The organism is Streptomyces lothianensis, from assembly GCF_047779955.1.
Classification (GTDB): Bacteria; Actinomycetota; Actinomycetes; order Streptomycetales; family Streptomycetaceae; genus Streptomyces.
Genome location: NZ_JBLMKT010000074.1, coordinates 228,697 through 247,325 on the forward strand (window position 1 = coordinate 228,697; position 18,629 = coordinate 247,325).

Consider the following 18,629-nt stretch of genomic DNA (forward strand, 5'->3'; position numbering starts at 1 on the left):
GGCCATTTTCTCAGCCCATTTGATCGATCATCGCTCACCTGAACCACCTTGGTGACACCTGAGAGAAAATGTTGGCACTCGGTGTCTTGCCGCTTGGCACGCGGTGCCATAGCTTGAAATAAGTCCGGGCGGCCGGCGCGCAGAGAACCCTCGTGCGCCGGCTGTCCCCTCAAGGCATTCCCGTGCCGTGAGCGCCCGGACGCCTGCGTCACAGGCACCTCCCGCGCACCACCAACGCGCCGCCACAGCACCACCCTCGGGCCTCACTCGCGAGGACCACCGCAGTCTCCGCCGAACCGACGGCACCACCCCAGCAGCTCCGCAGCAACGAACCCTCACCCCGACGTACCGCTTTTCGCCGGAGGCAACACCGTGAAGGAAATCCTGGACGCGATCCAGTCGCCGGACAGCACCAAGGCCGACTTCGCCGCGCTGCAGATCCCCGAGTCGTACCGCGCGATCACCGTGCACAAGGACGAGGCCGAGATGTTCGCCGGCCTCGACTCCCGCGAGAAGGACCCGCGCAAGTCGCTCCACCTCGACGATGTGGCCGTGCCCGAGCTCGGTCCGGGCGAGGCTCTGGTGGCCGTCATGGCCTCGTCCGTGAACTACAACTCCGTGTGGACGTCGATCTTCGAGCCGCTCTCCACGTTCAACTTCCTGGAGCGCTACGGCCGCACCAACGAGCTGGCCAAGCGCCACGACCTGCCGTACCACGTCATCGGCTCCGACCTCGCGGGCGTCGTGCTGCGCACCGGCCCCGGCGTCAACGCCTGGAACCCCGGTGACGAGGTCGTCGCGCACTGCCTCAGCGTCGAGCTGGAGTCCTCCGACGGCCACAACGACACGATGCTCGACCCCGAGCAGCGCATCTGGGGCTTCGAGACCAACTTCGGCGGCCTCGCCGAGATCGCCCTGGTCAAGTCCAATCAGCTGATGCCCAAGCCCGACCACCTCAGCTGGGAGGAGGCTGCCTCGCCCGGCCTGGTCAACTCCACCGCGTACCGCCAGCTCGTCTCGCGCAACGGCGCCGGCATGAAGCAGGGCGACAACGTGCTGATCTGGGGCGCCAGCGGCGGCCTCGGCAGCTACGCCACCCAGTTCGCCCTGGCCGGCGGCGCCAACCCGATCTGTGTCGTCTCCAGCCCCCAGAAGGCGGAGATCTGCCGGAAGATGGGCGCCGAGGCGATCATCGACCGCAACGCCGAGGGCTACAAGTTCTGGAAGGACGAGAACACCCAGGACCCGCGCGAATGGAAGCGCTTCGGCAAGCGCATCCGCGAGCTCACCGGCGGCGAGGACATCGACATCGTCTTCGAGCACCCGGGCCGTGAGACCTTCGGTGCCTCCGTCTACGTCACCCGCAAGGGCGGCACCATCACCACCTGCGCCTCCACCTCGGGCTACATGCACGAGTACGACAACCGCTACCTGTGGATGTCCCTCAAGCGCATCATCGGCTCCCACTTCGCCAACTACCGCGAGGCCTGGGAGGCCAACCGCCTCATCGCCAAGGGCAAGATCCACCCCACCCTCTCCAAGGTCTACTCCCTGGAGGAGACCGGCCAGGCCGCCTACGACGTCCACCGCAACCTGCACCAGGGCAAGGTCGGCGTGCTCGCGCTCGCGCCCGAGGAAGGGCTCGGTGTGAAGGACGAGGAGATGCGCGCCAAGCACCTCGACGCCATCAACCGCTTCCGGGACATCTGATGACAGCGCCTCAGGAAGGTCCCAGGCAGAAGGACCGCCCGTGGCTGATGCGCACCTACGCGGGCCACTCCACGGCCGAGGCCTCCAACGCCCTGTACCGCCGCAACCTCGCCAAGGGCCAGACGGGTCTGTCGGTCGCCTTCGACCTGCCGACCCAGACGGGCTACGACCCGGACCACATCCTGGCCCGGGGCGAGGTCGGCCGGGTCGGGGTCCCGGTCTCGCATCTGGGTGACATGCGCCGGCTCTTCCGGGACATCCCGCTGGAGCAGATGAACACCTCGATGACCATCAATGCGACGGCCATGTGGCTGCTCGCGCTCTACCAGGTGGTCGCCGAGGAGCAGGGCGCGGACATCGCCCAGCTGCAGGGCACGACGCAGAACGACATCGTCAAGGAGTACCTCTCGCGCGGGACGCACGTCTTCCCGCCCGGGCCCTCGCTCCGCCTGACGACCGACATGATCGCCTACACGGTGTCCCACATCCCCAAGTGGAACCCGATCAACATCTGCAGCTACCACCTCCAGGAGGCGGGGGCCACACCGGTCCAGGAGATCGCGTACGCGATGTCCACCGCCATCGCCGTTCTCGATGCCGTACGCGACGCAGGGCAGGTCCCCGAGGACAAGTTCGGGGACGTCGTCGCCCGCATCTCCTTCTTTGTGAACGCGGGAGTCCGCTTCATCGAGGAGATGTGCAAGATGCGGGCGTTCGGGCGGATCTGGGACCAGATCACGCGCGAGCGGTACGGCATCGAGAACGCCAAACAGCGCAGGTTCCGCTACGGGGTGCAGGTCAACTCCCTGGGCCTCACGGAGGCCCAGCCGGAGAACAACGTCCAGCGGATCGTCCTGGAGATGCTGGCCGTCACGCTCTCCAAGGACGCCCGCGCCCGCGCCGTACAGCTGCCCGCCTGGAACGAGGCGCTCGGGCTGCCGCGGCCCTGGGACCAGCAGTGGTCGCTCAGGATCCAGCAGGTGCTCGCGCACGAGAGCGATCTGCTGGAGTACGAGGACATCTTCGCCGGCTCGCACGTCATCGAGAAGAAGGTCGACGAGCTGGTCGCCGAGTCCCTCGCGGAGATCGAGCGGATCCAGGAGATGGGCGGCGCGATGGCGGCCGTCGAGTCCGGCTACCTCAAGTCGCAGCTGGTCTCCTCGCACGCCGAGCGGCGGGCGCGGATCGAGGGCGGCGACGAGAAGATCGTCGGCGTCAACATCTACGAGACCACCGAGCCCAACCCGCTCACCGCCGACCTGGACACCGCGATCATGACGGTGGACCACGCGGTCGAGGCGCAGGTGGTCCAGGCCATCGGCGAGTGGCGCACGACCCGTGAGGAGTCGAGCGACCGGCAGGGCATGGGCGATCCGTTCCACTACCCGACCACCCGGCAGGCGATCGACCGCCTGAAGGAAGCGGCGGCCGGCACGGACAACCTGATGGAGGCCACTCTGGAGTGCGTGCGCGCCGGTGTGACGACCGGAGAGTGGTCCGAGGCGCTGCGCGAGGTGTTCGGCGAGTTCCGCGCCCCCACGGGCGTCTCCTCGGCTCCGGTGGCGGTCACCGCGGAGGAGGGCTCCCCTCTTGCCCTCGTCCGCGAGAAGGTCCGCCGCACCGGCGAGGAACTCGGCGGAAAGCTCCGTCTCCTGGTCGGCAAGCCCGGGCTCGACGGGCACTCCAACGGCGCCGAGCAGATCGCCGTACGGGCCCGTGACGCCGGCTTCGAGGTGATCTACCAGGGCATCCGCCTCACCCCCGAGCAGATTGTCTCGGCGGCCCTTGCGGAGGATGTGCACTGCGTCGGTCTGTCCATCCTGTCCGGCTCGCACGCCGAGCTGGTGCCGGATGTGCTCCAGCGCCTCAAGGACGCGGGGGCGGCCGACCTGCCCGTCATCGTCGGCGGCATCATTCCGAGCGCCGATGCCGAGCAGTTGAGGGCGGCCGGAGTGGCTGCCGTCTTCACCCCGAAGGACTTCGGTATCACGGAGATCATCGGCCGTATCGTCGACGAGATCCGGCAAGCGAACCAGCTCGACCCTCTGGAGGTCCCCGCATGACCAGCCCTGTGAACCGGCTTCGTCCGCGCCGCTCCTGCCTCGCGGTGCCGGGAAGCAATCCCCGCTTCCTGGAGAAGGCCCAGGGCCTCCCCGCCGACCAGGTCTTCCTGGACCTGGAGGACGCCTGCGCCCCGCTCGCCAAGCCCGAGGCGCGGCACACCATCGTGAAGTTCCTCAACGAGGGCGACTGGACCGGCAAGACGCGCGTGGTGCGGGTCAACGACTGGACCACCGAGTGGACGTACCGCGATGTCGTGACCGTCGTCGAGGGCGCGGGCCAGAACCTCGACTGCATCATGCTGCCGAAGGTCCAGACGGCCGAGCAGATCGTCTCCCTCGACCTGCTGCTCACGCAGATCGAGAAGACGATGGGCTTCGAGGTCGGCAAGATCGGCATCGAGGCGCAGATCGAGAACGCGCGCGGCCTCAACAACGTCAACGCGATCGCCGAGGCCTCTCCCCGGATCGAGACGATCATCTTCGGCCCGGCCGACTTCATGGCATCGATCAACATGAAGTCCCTGGTCGTCGGTGAGCAGCCGCCCGGCTACGACGCGGACGCGTACCACTACATCCTGATGAAGATCCTGATGGCCGCCCGCGCCAACGATCTCCAGGCGATCGACGGCCCCTACCTGCAGATCCGCAACATCGACGGCTACCGCGAGGTCGCGGGGCGCGCCGCCGCGCTCGGCTTCGACGGCAAGTGGGTGCTGCACCCCGGTCAGGTGGAGGCCTCGAACGAGATCTTCTCGCCCTCGCAGGAGGACTTCGACCACGCCGAGCTGATCCTCGACGCGTACGAGTACTACACGTCGGAGGCGGGCGGCAAGAAGGGTTCGGCCATGCTCGGCGACGAGATGATCGACGAGGCCAGCCGCAAGATGGCCCTGGTCATCTCGGGCAAGGGACGTGCGGCCGGCATGCAGCGCACGTCGAAGTTCGAAGCCCCGGAGGCGTAAGCAATCATGCAGTTCGGCCGCACCTACGAAGAGTTCACCGTCGGGGACGTGTACAAGCACTGGCCCGGGAAGACGGTCACGGAGTACGACGATCATCTGTTCTGTCTGCTCACGATGAACCACCACCCCCTCCACATGGACACGAACTATGCGGAGAAGACGACGGACTTCGGCAAGAACGTCGTCGTGGGCAACTACATCTACTCGCTGCTCCTGGGCATGAGCGTGCCGGACGTCTCCGGCAAGGCGATCGCCAACCTGGAGATCGAGTCCCTGCGGCACGTGGCGCCGACCTTCCACGGCGACACGATCTACGGCGAGACGACCGTCCTCGACAAGACGCCGTCGAAGTCGAAGAACGATCGCGGCATCGTCTATGTGGAGACGAAGGGCTACAAGCAGGACGGGACCCTCGTCTGCGTCTTCCGCCGCAAGGTCATGGTCCCCACCGAGACGTACATCAAGGAACGCGGCGGCGAGCAGCCCGGCCGCCCCGCCCTCCCCAACGAACACCGCCAGGAGCGCTGAGACATGGCACGACTCGCCCAGACCGCCGGCCTGACGGACGTGCAGCAGGAAATCCTGTCCACCGTCCGCGACTTCGTCGACAAGGAGATCATCCCGGTCGCGACCGAGCTGGAGCACCGCGACGAGTACCCCCAGGACATCGTCGACGGGCTCAAGGAATTGGGCCTGTTCGGCCTGATGATCCCGGAGGAGTACGGAGGTCTGGGCGAGTCGCTGCTCACGTACGCGCTCTGTGTGGAGGAGATCGCGCGCGGCTGGATGTCCGTGTCCGGGATCATCAACACGCACTTCATCGTCGCGTACATGCTCAAGCAGCACGGCACGCAGGAGCAGAAGGACTACTTCCTGCCCAAGATGGCGGCCGGTGACATCCGCGGCGCCTTCTCCATGTCCGAGCCCGGGCTCGGCTCGGATGTGTCGGCCATCACATCCAAGGCGGTCAAGGACGGCGACGAGTACGTCCTGAACGGCCAGAAGATGTGGCTGACGAACGGCGGAACATCGACTCTGGTCGCCGTTCTGGTGCGAAGTGACGAAGGACACCCCGAGGGCTCGCCGGCCCACAAGTCGATGACCACCTTCCTGATCGAGAAGGAGCCGGGATTCGGCGAGGTCCGCCCGGGCCTGACCATTCCGGGAAAGATCGACAAGATGGGTTACAAGGGGGTCGACACCACCGAACTCATCATGGACGGCCTGCGCATTCCGGCCAATCGCGTGCTCGGCGGCGAGACCGGTCGAGGTTTTTACCAAATGATGGACGGCGTCGAGGTCGGCCGCGTGAACGTCGCGGCCCGTGGCTGCGGTGTCGCCCAGCGTGCATTCGAACTGGGCGTCTCCTACGCCCAGGAACGTCACACTTTCGGGAAGCCGATCGCCCAGCACCAGGCGATTCAGTTCAAGCTCGCCGAGATGGCCACCAAGGTGGAGTCGGCGCATGCGATGATGGTGAATGCAGCACGCAAAAAGGACAGCGGGGAGCGAAACGACCTCGAAGCAGGGATGGCGAAGTACCTCGCGTCCGAGTACTGCAAGGAGGTGGTGGAGGACGCGTTCCGTATCCATGGCGGCTACGGATTCTCGAAGGAGTACGAGATCGAGCGCCTCTACCGCGAAGCCCCGATGCTGCTGATCGGTGAAGGTACCGCCGAGATCCAGAAAATGATCATTGGACGCCGGCTTCTCGAGGAGTACCGAGTTCAGGGCTGAACGTCCGAAATGGGACGGTTTGTCAAGGTTGAAGATCACACCCTGTGAGCAGACTTCGGCCTCCGACTCGGCTTCCTGGCTTGCCCAGTTGCGGTGCGCAACCGCTACCATCCCGGGAAAGCCGCCGTCCCCCGTCTCAGCGCGGCATCATCCGCTACGAAGGTCATCCATGCCCCACAGCCAGAACTCTGCACCAAGCGACAGCCGCCTCGGCGTACGCCTTGCCCGCGGAGCATCGCCGTGGCTTCTGCCGACCGTCGCCACCGCAGCCCTCAGCCTCGCCCGCTCGCGCCGCTCCGGCGCCGCGAAGGCCGTCGCCGTACCCGCCACCGCACTCGCGGCGGGCATGCTGTGGTTCTTCCGCGACCCCGAGCGTCAGATCGCCCAGGGCCGCGTCATCTCCCCGGCCGACGGAGTGGTGCAGAGCATCATGCCGTGGAAGGACGGGCGCACCCGCGTCGCGATCTTCATGAGCCCGCTGAACGTGCACGTCAACCGCGCGCCCCTGGCGGGCACGGTGACATCGGTCGAGCACATCCCCGGTGGGTTCGTTCCCGCTTTCAACAAGGAGAGCGAGAACAACGAGCGTGTCGTCTGGCACTTCGACACCGAGCTCGGCGACATCGAGATGGTTCAGATCGCCGGAGCGGTCGCCCGCCGCATCGTGCCCTACGTGCCCCAGGGCACCAAGGTCGAGCAGGGCGAGCGCATCGGGCTGATCCGCTTCGGCTCGCGCGTCGACATCTACCTGCCCGAGGGCGTCGAGGTGGATGTGGAAGTGGGGCAGAAGACCGTGGCTGGGGTGACTCGCGTTGACCGTGGTTGATCCTGATACACAGGCCGGCTGGGTTCCGGAGGCCGAGGAGGACGACGAGGAGGAAATGCCTCTGTCGCTCCGCCTCTCGATAGCGGACACCCTCACGCTCGGCAACGCCACGTGCGGGTTCATGGCGGTGTACTTCACCACCACCGGGATCCTCATCCCGCACCTCATGGGCGACGAGGCGGGCATGGCGCGCAACAGCGCCGCCACCGCGGTCATACTGATGCTGTGCGCGGCGGTCTTCGACCTCTTCGACGGTCTCGTGGCCCGCAAGCTGCGGTCCTCGCCGATGGGGGCGGAGCTCGACAACCTCTCCGACCTCGTCAGCTTCGGGCTCGCGCCCGCGTACTTCGTGCTCGTCTACGGCATGGTCGGGGACGGGGCGAACCAGCGGGTCGCGGCGGTGGGTGCCGTGGTGGTGCTGCTCGCGGTGGTGCTGCGCTTGGCGCGGTTCTCGTGCGTGACGGTGAAGGACGGCACCTTCCAGGGCATGCCCTCGCCGTTCGGTGCGCTGACGGTCGTCTCGATCGTGCTGCTCGAGCTGCCGTTCGTGGCGACGCTGCTCGCGATCATCGGGACGGCGTGGCTGATGGTCTCGCGGGTCGAGTACCCGAAGCCGCGGGGGCGTCTCGCGGTCGCGATGCTCTCGTGGATCGTGCTCAGCATGGGGCTGCTGGCCGCGTGGGCGTTTGATGCGCCGGGTGGGCAGCTGCTCCTGCAGACCGGGTGTGCGCTGCAGCTGGTGATGGGTGCGGTGATTCCGCTGTTCGCCACGGCTCGCCGCGTCAACAATTTCCGCGACAACCGTCGCGAGGCCCGGGCGGCTCAGCTGCCGTAGGTTTTGGCTGTACAAAGGGGCCCCTCACCGGATTCGGTGAGGGGCCCCTTTGCGTGGGCTGGTGCGGTCCTTCAGGGCGCCGTTGGCGGGGGTGCCGTCGCCCACCCTTCCCCAAGCTCTCAACTACGTTCGAGCAGGGGAGACCCCACTCGCCCTGCGGCACGACTGCTCGCCGGCAGCGGGGGCGGGGGCGGCGCGTGGCGGGAAAGGCCACGCGCGGGGATACCCGTCAGCGCTGGAAGGTCTTGGCGGCCTCCGAGGTTTCCGGTGCGCGGACGACCGAGGAGCCTCCCTTTGCGGACTTGTCGGGCTTGATGATGACGCTGTCCAGGGACGAGGGGGCGTTCGGGTCCGTGAAGTCGTGGGTGCCGAAGCCCGCGTCCCAGTTCTTGATCGACAGGAGGGCCTTGTCCACGCCCTCGCGTGTCAGGTCCTTGGCCTCACACGCCTTCTTCAGTGCCTCCCCCATCGTCGTCGCCGCGGTCCACCCCGCGACCACCCCGTTGTCCAGGGAATCGTCCGGATAGGCCGCCGCGTAGTCCGCGGCGAGCTTGCTGGGGCCTTCGGCATCGTCCCCGATGGGCAACGAGGGCGTGGAGATGTAGTACATCTTCTCCAGGGCGGGCGCGGCCTGGGTGCCGAGCAGCTGGGGCGCGAAGGCCGAGTTGTTGCCGATGATCGGCACGTTCATGCCGCCGGCCGCCGCGACCCCGACGAGCGAGGCCGCCTGCCGCGGCCCCGCGCTGATCACGACCGCCTTGACCCCGGCCTTCTTCAGCGCGGCGACCTGCGCGGTCATGTCGTTGTCCGTGGGTTTGATCTTCTGTTCGACAATGGTGAGGTCGTTCTGCTCGGCCATGTGCTTCGAGCCGGCCAGCGCGTTCTCCCCGTAGTCGCCCTCGAAGTAGACATGCCCGATCTTGTCGCCGGCCTTGAGGCCCTTCTCCTTCATCAGGAAGTCGATCGCGTTGATCGTCTCGATGTCGTACGTGGAGCCGAGGACGCGGATGTACTTGTTGCCGAGCAGCGCGGCCGACCAGGCCATCGGCATCACCAGGGCCTTGTCCTGCTCGATGCGCTGCTTGACGGCCGCGACGAAGGGCGAGCCGATGAACTGGGCGAAGCCGAGGACCTCGGGTTCCAGCTCCGAGTAGCCCGAGACGGCCTTCTGCGGGTCGTAGCCGTGGTCGCGGACCGTCAGTTCCAGGTCCCGGCCGCAGATGCCGCCGTCGGCGTTGACCTGCTTCACGTAGAGCTGCTGGGCCTGGGTGACGCTCTTGCCGAGCGTGGCGTACACGCCGGTCATGTCGGTCAGGACACCGAGCTTGATGGTCTTGTCGGTGACGCCGACGCCGGTCTTGACGCCGCCCGCGCCTTCCTTGCCGGTGTCCTTGTCCTTGGCCTTGGAGCTGCATCCCGCGGCCCCCGCCACGGCCAGGACCACCGCGACCGCCGCGGCCGTCGCCCTGCGGCCTGCTGCGGTCCGCCGTCCCGCCGCGGGCTTCCGCCCGGCCTCGGTCTTGTGTCCGTATGCACGTGCTGATGTCATCGGTCGTTCCCTTCGGTGCCTGAGGGTTGTGGTGCAGGGGACTTCGGGCGCCGGGCGAAGAGGCGTACGAGACCGCCCGGCAGGAACAGCACGACGGCCACGAGAGCGGCGCCGTAGAGGTACTTCGCGGCCTCACCGGGGCTGACTCCGCCGGTGCCGGCCTCGGAGACCAGGGGCAGCGAGTCGCTGTAGCGGGTGAGGATCTGGGGCAGCAGCGAGACGAAGACCGCGCCCACGACGGCGCCCGAGACCGAGCCGAGACCGCCGATGACGATCATGGCGAGGTATTCGAGCGAGAGGACCATGCCGAAGTACTCGGGCACGGTGCGCTGGAACACCAGGGCGAGCAGGACGCCCGCGAGGCCCGCGTACATGGAGGAGAGCACGAAGACGGCCGCCCGGTAGCGGGCCACCGGCACGCCCATCACACCGGCCGCGATCTGGTGGTCACGGATCGCGTTCATGGCGCGTCCGGGCCGTCCGCGCAGCACCCCGCGGGCGAACAGGCCGCCCGCGACGAGCAGTGCGAGCCCCAGGTACCAGAGCTTCTCGGAGGCGCCGAAGGGCACGGCGGCGACGAGCAGCTCGCTGTCGTCGAAGCTGAGGCCGAAGAACTCCATCGGCGGCACGGCGCGCCCGTTGAAACCGCCGGTCAGATCGTGCGCGTTGAACAGCACATGCTGGCCGATGAAGATCAGCGCGAGGGTGGCGATACCGAGATACGCGCCGCGCAGCCGGCCCGCGATGGGACTGAACAGTCCGCCCGCGACGCCCGCGACACCCACGGCGAGCACCGCGGCGAGCCAGGTCGGCAGGCCGAGCCCGGTCAGCTCGTCGTCGCCGTTCCCGGCGAAGGCGCAGTACGCGTACGCGCCCACGGCGAGGAAGAAGGCATGGCCCATGGAGAGCTGTCCGGTGGAGCCGGTGAGCAGGTTGAGGCCGATCGCGCCGATCGCCGCGGCCATCGCGAACAGGCCCGCCTGCAGCCAGAACCGCTCCAGGTAGAACGGCAGGGCGAGCAGCAGCACGAGGCCCGCGATCCAGACGTAGAGCCGCGGCGACGGGAGTCTGCGGACGCGCTCGGGCGCCTTCGGGGTGTCGTGCTTGGTGAGGACGTCAGACACGGGCGAGCTCCTTCGTACCGAACAGGCCTGCGGGGCGGACGAGGAGGATCGCGACCATCACCAGATAGGGCGCGAGTTCGCCGAGCCCTCGGCCCATGAAGGTCAGATCGCTCTGGTAGCCGGTGGCGAGGGATTCGGTGACACCGACGACCAGACCGCCGACGAGGGCGCCCGTGGTGGAGTCGAGGCCGCCGAGGATCGCCGCGGGGAAGGCCTTGAGCGCGGCGAGCGAGGTGGCGCGTTCCAGGCCCGGGGTCGGGAAGACGGTCAGGAACAGCGCGGCGACGGCCGCGAGGCCGCCCGCGACGGCCCAGGCGCCGAGCGAGACCCGGCTGAGGCGGATGCCCATCAGGGCGGCGGTCTCGGCGTTCTCGGCGGCGGCGCGCATCGCCACACCCCAGGAGGTGTAGCGGAAGGCGAGCAGGAAGGCGGTGATGAGCAGTCCGGCGGCGATGAACGCGGCGATCCTGGTGTGCGGGAAGGTCACCGAGCCGATCCGCAGGACCGCGTTGCCCCAGGGGTCGCCGACCGCGAGCACATCGGTGCCGATCCGCCGGGTCAGATCGGTGACGAGCAGAATGTCCACGCCGATGGTGGCGATGGCGAGCACGCTGTGCTCGCTGCCCCGGTAGCGGCGCATCACGAGGAACTCGATCGCGGCGCCGACCAGGGCCGCCCCGGCGATGCCGAGAAGCAGCGCGGGCCAGAAGCCGATGTCGTCGTGGAGTACGGCGGTGAGGTAGCCGCCTGCCAGGAGCAGTGAGGCGTGCGCGAAGTTGACGACCTCGGTGGCCTTGAAGATCACCACGAAGCCGAGCGCGATCAGGGCGTAGACGGAGCCCATCGACACGCCGTTGAGCAGCAGTTCGACGAAGGTGGTCATGAGGCGTCCTCCTCGCTCTGGCCGAGGTAGGCGCGTACCACTGCCGGATCGTTCTGTACGGCGGCGGGGGTGCCGTCGGCGATGCGCCTGCCGAAGTCGAGCACGGTCACCGCGTCGGCGAGCCGCATCACCAGACCCATGTCGTGTTCCACGAGGACGATGGAGATGCCGAGGCTGTCGCGTACGCCCGCGATCACCGCGGCGGTGCGGCGGCGCTCGTCGGCCGTCATCCCGGCCACCGGCTCGTCGAGCAGCAGCAGCTTGGGCTCCATGCACAGGGCGCGGGCGAGTTCGGCGAGCTTCTGCAGGCCGTACGGGAGGGAGCCGGCCGGCTGGGAGAGGTGCTCCTCGATGCCGACGAACGCGGCGATCTCGCGCACCCGTTCCCGGTGCCGTGCCTCCTCCCTGACCGCCTGCGGCAGCCGCAGGCCCGCGGCCAGGAAGCCGGAGCGGGTCAGGCGGTGGCGGCCGAGGAGGAGAGAGTCGGCGACGCTGGCACGGGGCGGCAGGGCCAGGTTCTGGAAGGTGCGGGCGATGCCGAATGCGGCGATACGGTGCGGTGGTTCGCCGGTGATTTCGTGCGCGCCGAAACGGACGCTGCCCTCGGTGGCGCGGTAGACGCCCGAGAGGACGTTGAAGCAGGTGGACTTGCCGGCGCCGTTGGGGCCGATGACGGCGTGCACGGTGCCGGGCCGGACGGTGAAGTCGACCGCGTCCAGGGCGGTGAGTCCGGCGAACCTGACGGTGAGCCCGCGCACTTCGAGTGCGGGGACCTCGTGGGTGGCGGTCCCGTGGGCGGGGGTCCCGTCGGCCGAGGTCTCGTGCGCGGGGGTCCCGTGGGCGGAGGACTTGCGTGCGGGTTCCCCTTGTGCGGGGATCCGGTGCTCGGGGTTCTCTTCGCCGGGCAGGGTCATCGGCCGTCCTCCCAGCGCGAGAGGACCGGGTGCACGGCGGCCGCCTGCGAGGCATCGGCCGCGGCCTCCTCGTCGACGACCCCAAGGTAGCGGCGGCGCACCTCGCCGGAGGCGGCGAGGGTGTCGGCGTCCCCGGAGAGGGTGACCTCGCCGACCTCCAGGACGTACGCGGTCGAGGCGAGCCTGAGGGCGAGCGCGGCGTTCTGCTCGACCAGGAGAACCGATACGCCCTGGCCGTTGATCTCCTTGATCGTCTCGGCGATCCGGGCCGCCATCAGCGGCGCGAGCCCCAGCGAGGGCTCGTCGAGGAGCAGCAGCCGCGGCCCGGCCATCAGGGCGCGGCCCACGGCGAGCATCTGCTGCTCGCCGCCGGAGAGCAGTCCGGCGCGCTGGTGGGCGCGCTCGGCGAGCACCGGGAACAATTCGTGGACGCGGCGCAGTGCGGCGCTCCTGGTGCCGCGGTCACCGCGCGCACCCAGGGCGCCGGCCCGCAGATTGTCCTCGACGGTCATCCGTGCGAACACCTGGCGTCCCTCGGGCACCTGGCAGATCCCCTCGGCGACGACCCGGGCGGCGCGGGCCGGTACCGGCCTTCCGTCCACATGCACGGTTCCGGTGGCGGAGCCGCCGTGGAAGGCGAGGCTGCGGGAGATCGCGCGCAGGAGCGTCGACTTGCCGGCGCCGTTGCCGCCGAGCACGGTGACGACGGCGCCCTCGGGCACGTCGAGCGAGACCGAGCGCAGCGCGCGCACGGGTCCGTAGGACGCCGACAGGTCGCGCACAGTGAGTGCGGCACCTTGCATGGCTCCCCTTTCGATGGCGGGGCCCGGTGGCTGACGCGGGCCGGCGCGGAGTGGGATGCCCGGGCCGGGATGGCGCCGGTCCGGGTGGGATGGCACAGAATCAGCACCGACCAGTCGGTACGTCTACGGGGCACCGGCGAATCGTTGCCCGTGACCAGACCTGACCGCCGGCCGTTGTGCTGGAGCACAACGGCGCGTGTCAGGGGCCTGTCCGGCGGGCGCCGGAGGTGGCATCCTCACGCTTCATGGGGGCTCACGGACCGCGCACCAAGCAGGAGTGGAAGGTGCTCGGCGAGGCCTGCGCCGCGCTGCTCACGCGGCTGCCGGACCTCGTCGACGTACATCTGCGCGCACTCGACGCGTACTCACCGACGTACGAGCACGTCATCCCGTACGACCAGCACTGGCTGCAGGCCGAGGCCGCGATGCGGATCGGGATCGAGTCGATGTGCGCGCCGAAGGACTCACCGCGGCTCGATCTGGAGCACGCGGCGCAGATCGGGCGGCGCAGCGCGCAGCAGGGGCTGCCGCTGAACCTGCTCGTGCACGCCTACCGGCAGGGCGGCAGGCTCGTCTGGGACGAGCTGCTCGCGGACGCGCAGGGCACGCGGGCGGCGCGGCTGCCGGTGCTCATGCAGGCGGCGTCGATGGTGTGGTCGGCGGTCAACGACCAGGAGGACACCCTCTCGGAGGCCTACCGGGCCACGGAGCTGGAACTGCGCCGGCGCACCGACGAACGGCTGCAGGCGCTGCTCGACGCGCTCCTGGACGGCCGGCAGGCCCCGGAGCTGACCTCACGCGCGGCGGCCGGTCTGGATCTGCCCGAGCAGGGGCGGTACGCGGTGGTCGTGCTGCCGCTCGACCGGCGCGACAGCAGCGAGCCGCTGCACCGGCTGATCCGGGCGACCGGGGTGCGGTTCGTCTGGCGGATGCGGGCGGACTGCGAGCTGGGGGTCGCCGCGCTCGACGCCTCGGTGGGTCTGGACGCGCTCTCGGGGCTGCTGGAGTCCGGGTGCACGGGCCCCGGCGGGATCTCGCCGGTGGTCGGCTCGCTCGCCGAGCTCGGCCTGGCGCGGCGGCTCGCGGAGCTGGCGCTGCGGACGTGTGCGCCGGATTCGACCGAGATCGTACGGCTCGACCGGCGGGTGCCGACGGCGCTGGTGGTGGGGCAGCCGGAGCTGGCGGGGCGTCTGGTGCAGGGGGTGTTCGGGCCGCTGATGAGCCTCGATCCGGCGGACCGGGCGGTGCTTCTGGAGACCCTGGACGCCTGGCTGGAGTGCGAGGGCTCGGCGGGGCGGGCGGCCGGGCGGCTGTACTGCCACCGCAACACGGTCTTCAACCGGCTGCGGCGGCTCGAACAGCTGACGGGGCGGGACCTGTCGCGGCCACGGGATCTCACGGAGATGACGCTGGCGCTGGACGCGCACCGGCTGGCGGGGTGAGCGGAACCGGCGCGCCCCCGGGACCGGTGCCCCGGGGGCCGGGAACCACAGGTGCGGTAGGCACAAGTCCGGTAGACACAAGTCCGGCAGGCACAAGTCCGGCAGCCACCGCGCTGGTGGCCACCGGACCGGTGCCGCTCCAGGGTGCCGTCACCCATCGTCCTGGCTGCGGGACTTCACCGCCCGGCGCAGACGGTGGTGGTGACGGGCCGGGGTCTGTTCGGTGATCGCGTCGCCGACCATCGCCTTGACCGCGTCGCGCAGGCCGTGCAGGGCATGGTGGCGGGGCGGGCCCGCGCCCGGGTCCTCACGCAGTTCCTTGATCAGCGCCCAGCAGAGGGCCATCATCACGACGACGAAGGGCAGGGCGACGAGGATCGTCGCGCTCTGCAGGGAATCCAGACCGCCCGCGACCAGCAGCACCGCCGCGACCGCGGCCATGAGGATGCCCCAGATGACCACGAGCCAGGTCTTCGGGTGCAGGGCGCCGCGGCTGGTGAGCGAGCCCATCACGAGGGAGGCGGAATCGGCGCTGGTCACGAAGTACGTCATCACCAGGAGCATCGCGATCCACGAGGTGATGGTGCCGATCGGCAGCGAGTCGAGCATCGCGAAGAGGGATGCCTCCGGCCCCTCGGCGACCTTCGCCGCCATGTCGGTCTTGCCCGTGGAGTCGAGCCGCATGCCCGTACCGCCCATGACGCAGAACCAGACCACGGTCGCGGCGCTGGGCACGAGGAGCACGCCGACGAGGAACTCACGGATCGTACGGCCGTGCGAGATGCGGGCGATGAAGGTGCCGACGAACGGGGCCCAGGACATCCACCACGCCCAGTAGAAGATCGTCCAGCTGCCCAGCCAGTCGCTGTCGAGGAAGGCGCCGGTGTGGGTGGCCATCGGGACCAGGTTGCTCAGGTAGTTGCCGACGCTCGCGGGGATCGCGTCCAGGATGTAGACGGTCGGGCCGATGACGAAGACGAACGTCATCAGGCAGGCCGCCAGGATGATGTTGATCGTCGAGAGCCATTTGACGCCCTTGTGCAGGCCCGTGAACGCGGAGGCGACGAAGGCCGCGCCGAGCGCGATGATGATGATCACCTCGACGGACGTGGAGTCCTTGACGTCCGCCGTCAGGTTCAGGCCCTTGGCCACCTGGAGGGCGCCGACGCCCAGGCTGGTCGCGGTGCCGAAGACCGTGGCGAAGACGGCGAGCAGATCGATCAGGCGGCCCGGCCAGCCCGCCGCGGCCCGCTCGCCGATCAGCGGGACGAAGACGGAACTGAGGCGGTTGCCACGGCCCTTGCGGAAGCCGGCGTAGGCGAGGGCGAGGCCCGCGATGCCGTAGATCGCCCAGGGGGTGAACGTCCAGTGGAAGAACGAGTACTGAAGCGCCGTGCCGGCCGCCTCCCCGGTGCGCGGTTCGACGGCGGCCCCGGGCGGCGGGCTGAGGTAGTGCTGGAGGGGTTCGGCCACGCCGTAGAACATCAGGCCGATGCCCATGCCGGCGCTGAACATCATCGCGATCCACGCGAGGTTGGTGAACTCGGGCTCGGAGTCGTCCGTGCCGAGCCGGACCCGGCCGAAGCGGCTGATCGCGATGACCACGCAGAGCACCAGGAAGACATCGGCGGCGATCACGAACAGCCAGGCGAAATTGTCCAGGACCCAGGCGAGGGCGGTCGAGCTGACGTCCGCGAAGGAGTCCTTGCCGATCGCCGCCCAGGACACGACGCCCACGACGGCCGCGACGCCGATGCCGACGACGGTGAAATCGGGCGCGTTACTCCCGCCGGGACCTCTGGGGCCGGGGGGCCCTTCGGCCGGCCCGGAGGGGCCGGGGGGCTCCGCCGGACCGTTCTGATCGATCGTTTCCGTGCTCATGGAGCACCACTATGGCCTGAAATAGACCGCTTTAAACGGGTGGCACGCCGTCTCGCCCTACGAGTGGCCATGGGCAGGGGCGGCTCGCTCCGGTTAAGGTCGTGGCGGCGCGACTGCCTTGACGCGAGCAAGGCCCGAAAGCAAGGGGAACCAAGGTGGCGGACGCTGCAGACACAGCTCATTCGGTGCACTCGGACCGGACGGGCCGGGTACTGATAGCCGCGGACAAGTTCAAGGGTTCACTCACGGCCGTGGAGGTCGCTGAGCGGGTCACGGCCGGGCTGCGCCAGGTGGTGCCCGGGCTCGCGGTCGAGGCCCTGCCGGTCGCCGACGGCGGCGACGGCACGGTGGCCGCGGCGGTCGCGGGCGGCTTCGAGCGGCGCGAGGTCCAGGTCACGGGCCCGCTGGGCACGCCCGTCACGGCGGCCTACGCTCTACGGGGCGACACCGCGGTGGTCGAGATGGCCGAGGCCTCCGGGCTGCAACTGCTGCCCGAGGGCGTCTTCGCCCCGCTGACCTCGACCACCTACGGCTCCGGCGAACTGCTGCTCGCGGCGCTCGACGCGGGCGCGCGCACCATCGTCTTCGGCGTCGGCGGCAGCGCGACCACCGACGGCGGCGCGGGGATGCTGGCCGCGCTCGGCGCGAAGTTCCTCGACGGCTCCGGAGAGCCGGTGGCCGCGGGCGGCGGGCCACTGCGCGAGCTCGCCTCGGCGGACCTGTCGGGCATCGACCCGCGCTTCGCCTCCGTGGACCTGGTGCTCGCCAGCGATGTCGACAATCCGCTGACCGGCCCGAAGGGCGCGCCCGCGGTCTACGGTCCGCAGAAGGGCGCCTCGCCCGAGGACGTCGACACGCTGGACGCCGCACTCGCGCACTTCGCGCGGATCCTGGAGAAGTCCATCGGCTCGAAGGCCGCCGAGCTGGCCGCAGCCCCCGGCGCGGGCGCCGCCGGCGGCATCGGCTACGGCGCGCTGGTCGCGCTCGGGGCGCGCTTCCGTCCCGGCATCGAGGTCATGCTCGATGTGCTCGGCTTCGCGCCCGCGCTCGCCCGGGCCGGCCTGGTGATCACGGGCGAGGGCTCGCTCGACGAGCAGACCCTGCACGGCAAGGCCCCCGCGGGGGTCGCCGCGGCCGCGCGGGCCGCCGGTGTCGAGGTCGTGGCGGTCTGCGGCCGCCTCGCCCTGCCGCCGGAGGCGCTGGAAAAGGCCGGGATCCGGCGGGCGTATCCGCTGACGTCGGTGGAGCCGGACGTGGAGAAGTGCATCGCCGAGGCCGGAGAGATCCTGGAGCGGGTCGCCGAGCGGATCGCGCGGGACCTCCTGGGCTGACGTTCCGGTCCTTCTCCCTTCCCCGCTCAGCCCAGGCCCCCGCTCAGCCCAGGCCGAGCTGCTCGAAGTCGAGCAGCCGCCGCTTGCGGTCCAGGCCGCCTCCGTAGCCCGTGAGGCTGCCGTTCGCTCCGACGACGCGGTGGCACGGCACGATGATGCCGATCGGGTTCCTGCCGTTGGCGAGGCCGACCGCGCGGGAGGCGGCGGGGTTGCCGAGGGATGCGGCGAGTTCGCCGTAGCTGCGGGTCTCGCCGTACGGAATCTTGCGCAGCTCGGCCCATACGGTGCGCTGGAAGTCCGTGCCGGCCAGGTGCAGCGGCAGGTCGAAGTCCGTCCGCTCGCCCGCGAAGTACGCCGTGAGCTGCTCGACGACCGGTTCGAAGCCCGTGTCGTCGGGCAGCCCGAAGGTCTCCTCGGCGGGGCGGTGGCGTTGTGCGGTCATGTAGAGGCCGCAGAGCACGCCGTCCTCGGCGACCAGTGTCAGCGGCCCGTACGGGCTGTCGAGCACGGTGTGGGTACGCATCGTGGGGCTCCTTGTATCCGTGTGTGTCGCCAGGTGTGGTCTGCTC

Annotated in this window: 16 protein-coding genes; 9 read left to right on the forward strand and 7 right to left on the reverse strand. The window is 69.5% G+C overall.

Translation table 11 applies throughout. From position 1 onward, the window contains the following. Nucleotides 1-372: 372 nt before the first annotated feature. From ccrA to pssA, 7 genes are all read left to right on the forward strand, one after another. Nucleotides 373-1,710, forward strand: a complete 1,338-nt coding sequence (gene ccrA / locus ACLF6P_RS26750) for a crotonyl-CoA carboxylase/reductase (protein WP_415953658.1) — start codon at nt 373-375, stop codon at nt 1,708-1,710. Continuing rightward, nucleotides 1,710-3,773: a protein meaA gene (locus tag ACLF6P_RS26755; protein ID WP_415953659.1), complete on the forward strand. Its 2,064-nt coding sequence runs from the start codon at nt 1,710-1,712 to the stop codon at nt 3,771-3,773. The genes ccrA and ACLF6P_RS26755 overlap by 1 nt, the downstream gene beginning before the upstream one ends. Then, the gene (locus ACLF6P_RS26760) at nt 3,770-4,735 is read left to right on the forward strand and encodes an HpcH/HpaI aldolase/citrate lyase family protein (RefSeq protein WP_415953660.1); all 966 of its coding nucleotides are present in this window, start codon (nt 3,770-3,772) and stop codon (nt 4,733-4,735) included. Before ACLF6P_RS26755 ends, ACLF6P_RS26760 begins: the two co-directional genes overlap by 4 nt. 6 nt (nt 4,736-4,741) lie before the next feature. Further along, a complete protein-coding gene (locus ACLF6P_RS26765) occupies nt 4,742-5,263 on the forward strand; it encodes a MaoC family dehydratase (RefSeq protein WP_415953662.1) in 522 nt (173 codons plus the stop codon). Between the two features lie 3 nt (nt 5,264-5,266). After that, complete coding sequence (locus ACLF6P_RS26770; RefSeq protein WP_415953664.1) at nt 5,267-6,472, forward strand: acyl-CoA dehydrogenase family protein; 1,206 nt, start codon at nt 5,267-5,269, stop codon at nt 6,470-6,472. Between the two features lie 169 nt (nt 6,473-6,641). Next, entirely contained in the window at nt 6,642-7,298 is a 657-nt protein-coding gene (locus tag ACLF6P_RS26775; protein WP_415953666.1) for a phosphatidylserine decarboxylase, read from the forward strand. A gap of 55 nt (nt 7,299-7,353) precedes the next feature. Then, on the forward strand, nt 7,354-8,133 hold the full coding sequence (pssA, locus tag ACLF6P_RS26780; RefSeq protein WP_415953667.1) for a CDP-diacylglycerol--serine O-phosphatidyltransferase: 780 nt from the start codon (nt 7,354-7,356) through the stop codon (nt 8,131-8,133). Nucleotides 8,134-8,362: 229 nt separating this feature from the next. Here the strand turns inward: pssA and ACLF6P_RS26785 are convergent, their stop codons facing one another. Genes ACLF6P_RS26785 through ACLF6P_RS26805 form a run of 5 tightly spaced genes read right to left on the reverse strand, consistent with a single transcriptional unit; the run spans nt 8,363 to nt 13,406 of the window. Then, nucleotides 8,363-9,682 carry an ABC transporter substrate-binding protein gene (locus tag ACLF6P_RS26785; RefSeq protein WP_415953669.1) on the reverse strand — a complete coding sequence of 440 codons (1,320 nt, stop codon included), beginning with the start codon at nt 9,680-9,682 and terminating at the stop codon, nt 8,363-8,365. Continuing rightward, nucleotides 9,679-10,806 carry a branched-chain amino acid ABC transporter permease gene (locus ACLF6P_RS26790; RefSeq protein WP_415953671.1) on the reverse strand — a complete coding sequence of 376 codons (1,128 nt, stop codon included), beginning with the start codon at nt 10,804-10,806 and terminating at the stop codon, nt 9,679-9,681. Before ACLF6P_RS26790 ends, ACLF6P_RS26785 begins: the two co-directional genes overlap by 4 nt. Continuing rightward, nucleotides 10,799-11,689: a branched-chain amino acid ABC transporter permease gene (locus tag ACLF6P_RS26795; RefSeq protein WP_415953673.1), complete on the reverse strand. Its 891-nt coding sequence runs from the start codon at nt 11,687-11,689 to the stop codon at nt 10,799-10,801. The genes ACLF6P_RS26790 and ACLF6P_RS26795 overlap by 8 nt, the downstream gene beginning before the upstream one ends. Beyond that, on the reverse strand, nt 11,686-12,603 hold the full coding sequence (locus ACLF6P_RS26800; RefSeq protein WP_415953675.1) for an ABC transporter ATP-binding protein: 918 nt from the start codon (nt 12,601-12,603) through the stop codon (nt 11,686-11,688). Before ACLF6P_RS26800 ends, ACLF6P_RS26795 begins: the two co-directional genes overlap by 4 nt. Then, nucleotides 12,600-13,406 (reverse strand): ABC transporter ATP-binding protein, encoded by an 807-nt coding sequence (locus tag ACLF6P_RS26805; RefSeq protein WP_415953677.1) that lies wholly within the window; start codon nt 13,404-13,406, stop codon nt 12,600-12,602. The genes ACLF6P_RS26800 and ACLF6P_RS26805 overlap by 4 nt, the downstream gene beginning before the upstream one ends. A gap of 245 nt (nt 13,407-13,651) precedes the next feature. Here ACLF6P_RS26805 and ACLF6P_RS26810 point away from each other — a divergent pair, with 245 nt between their 5' ends. Further along, a complete protein-coding gene (locus ACLF6P_RS26810; protein WP_415953678.1) occupies nt 13,652-14,848 on the forward strand; it encodes a PucR family transcriptional regulator in 1,197 nt (398 codons plus the stop codon). 150 nt (nt 14,849-14,998) lie between these two features. On the opposite strand, the gene ACLF6P_RS26815 is transcribed toward ACLF6P_RS26810, so the two are convergent. After that, entirely contained in the window at nt 14,999-16,729 is a 1,731-nt protein-coding gene (locus ACLF6P_RS26815; RefSeq protein ID WP_415953679.1) for a BCCT family transporter, read from the reverse strand. Between the two features lie 155 nt (nt 16,730-16,884). Here ACLF6P_RS26815 and ACLF6P_RS26820 point away from each other — a divergent pair, with 155 nt between their 5' ends. Then, the gene (locus ACLF6P_RS26820; protein ID WP_415953680.1) at nt 16,885-18,060 is read left to right on the forward strand and encodes a glycerate kinase; all 1,176 of its coding nucleotides are present in this window, start codon (nt 16,885-16,887) and stop codon (nt 18,058-18,060) included. 43 nt (nt 18,061-18,103) lie between these two features. Here ACLF6P_RS26820 and ACLF6P_RS26825 read toward each other — a convergent pair whose 3' ends face one another. Continuing rightward, the gene (locus tag ACLF6P_RS26825) at nt 18,104-18,583 is read right to left on the reverse strand and encodes a methylated-DNA--[protein]-cysteine S-methyltransferase (RefSeq protein ID WP_415953681.1); all 480 of its coding nucleotides are present in this window, start codon (nt 18,581-18,583) and stop codon (nt 18,104-18,106) included. Nucleotides 18,584-18,629 lie beyond the last annotated feature (46 nt).

Excerpts from the sequence above, each read along its gene's own strand:
- ACLF6P_RS26755 (WP_415953659.1), top strand. The coding sequence starts at position 1,710 with ATGACAGCGCCTCAGGAAGGTCCCAGGCAGAAGGACCGCCCGTGGCTG.
- ACLF6P_RS26760 (WP_415953660.1), top strand. The coding sequence starts at position 3,770 with ATGACCAGCCCTGTGAACCGGCTTCGTCCGCGCCGCTCCTGCCTCGCG.
- ACLF6P_RS26765 (WP_415953662.1), top strand. The coding sequence starts at position 4,742 with ATGCAGTTCGGCCGCACCTACGAAGAGTTCACCGTCGGGGACGTGTAC.
- ACLF6P_RS26770 (WP_415953664.1), top strand. The coding sequence starts at position 5,267 with ATGGCACGACTCGCCCAGACCGCCGGCCTGACGGACGTGCAGCAGGAA.
- ACLF6P_RS26775 (WP_415953666.1), top strand. The coding sequence starts at position 6,642 with ATGCCCCACAGCCAGAACTCTGCACCAAGCGACAGCCGCCTCGGCGTA.
- pssA (WP_415953667.1), top strand. The coding sequence starts at position 7,354 with ATGCCTCTGTCGCTCCGCCTCTCGATAGCGGACACCCTCACGCTCGGC.
- ACLF6P_RS26785 (WP_415953669.1), bottom strand. The coding sequence starts at position 9,682 with ATGACATCAGCACGTGCATACGGACACAAGACCGAGGCCGGGCGGAAG.
- ACLF6P_RS26795 (WP_415953673.1), bottom strand. The coding sequence starts at position 11,689 with ATGACCACCTTCGTCGAACTGCTGCTCAACGGCGTGTCGATGGGCTCC.
- ACLF6P_RS26800 (WP_415953675.1), bottom strand. The coding sequence starts at position 12,603 with ATGACCCTGCCCGGCGAAGAGAACCCCGAGCACCGGATCCCCGCACAA.
- ACLF6P_RS26805 (WP_415953677.1), bottom strand. The coding sequence starts at position 13,406 with ATGCAAGGTGCCGCACTCACTGTGCGCGACCTGTCGGCGTCCTACGGA.
- ACLF6P_RS26810 (WP_415953678.1), top strand. The coding sequence starts at position 13,652 with ATGGGGGCTCACGGACCGCGCACCAAGCAGGAGTGGAAGGTGCTCGGC.
- ACLF6P_RS26815 (WP_415953679.1), bottom strand. The coding sequence starts at position 16,729 with ATGAGCACGGAAACGATCGATCAGAACGGTCCGGCGGAGCCCCCCGGC.
- ACLF6P_RS26825 (WP_415953681.1), bottom strand. The coding sequence starts at position 18,583 with ATGCGTACCCACACCGTGCTCGACAGCCCGTACGGGCCGCTGACACTG.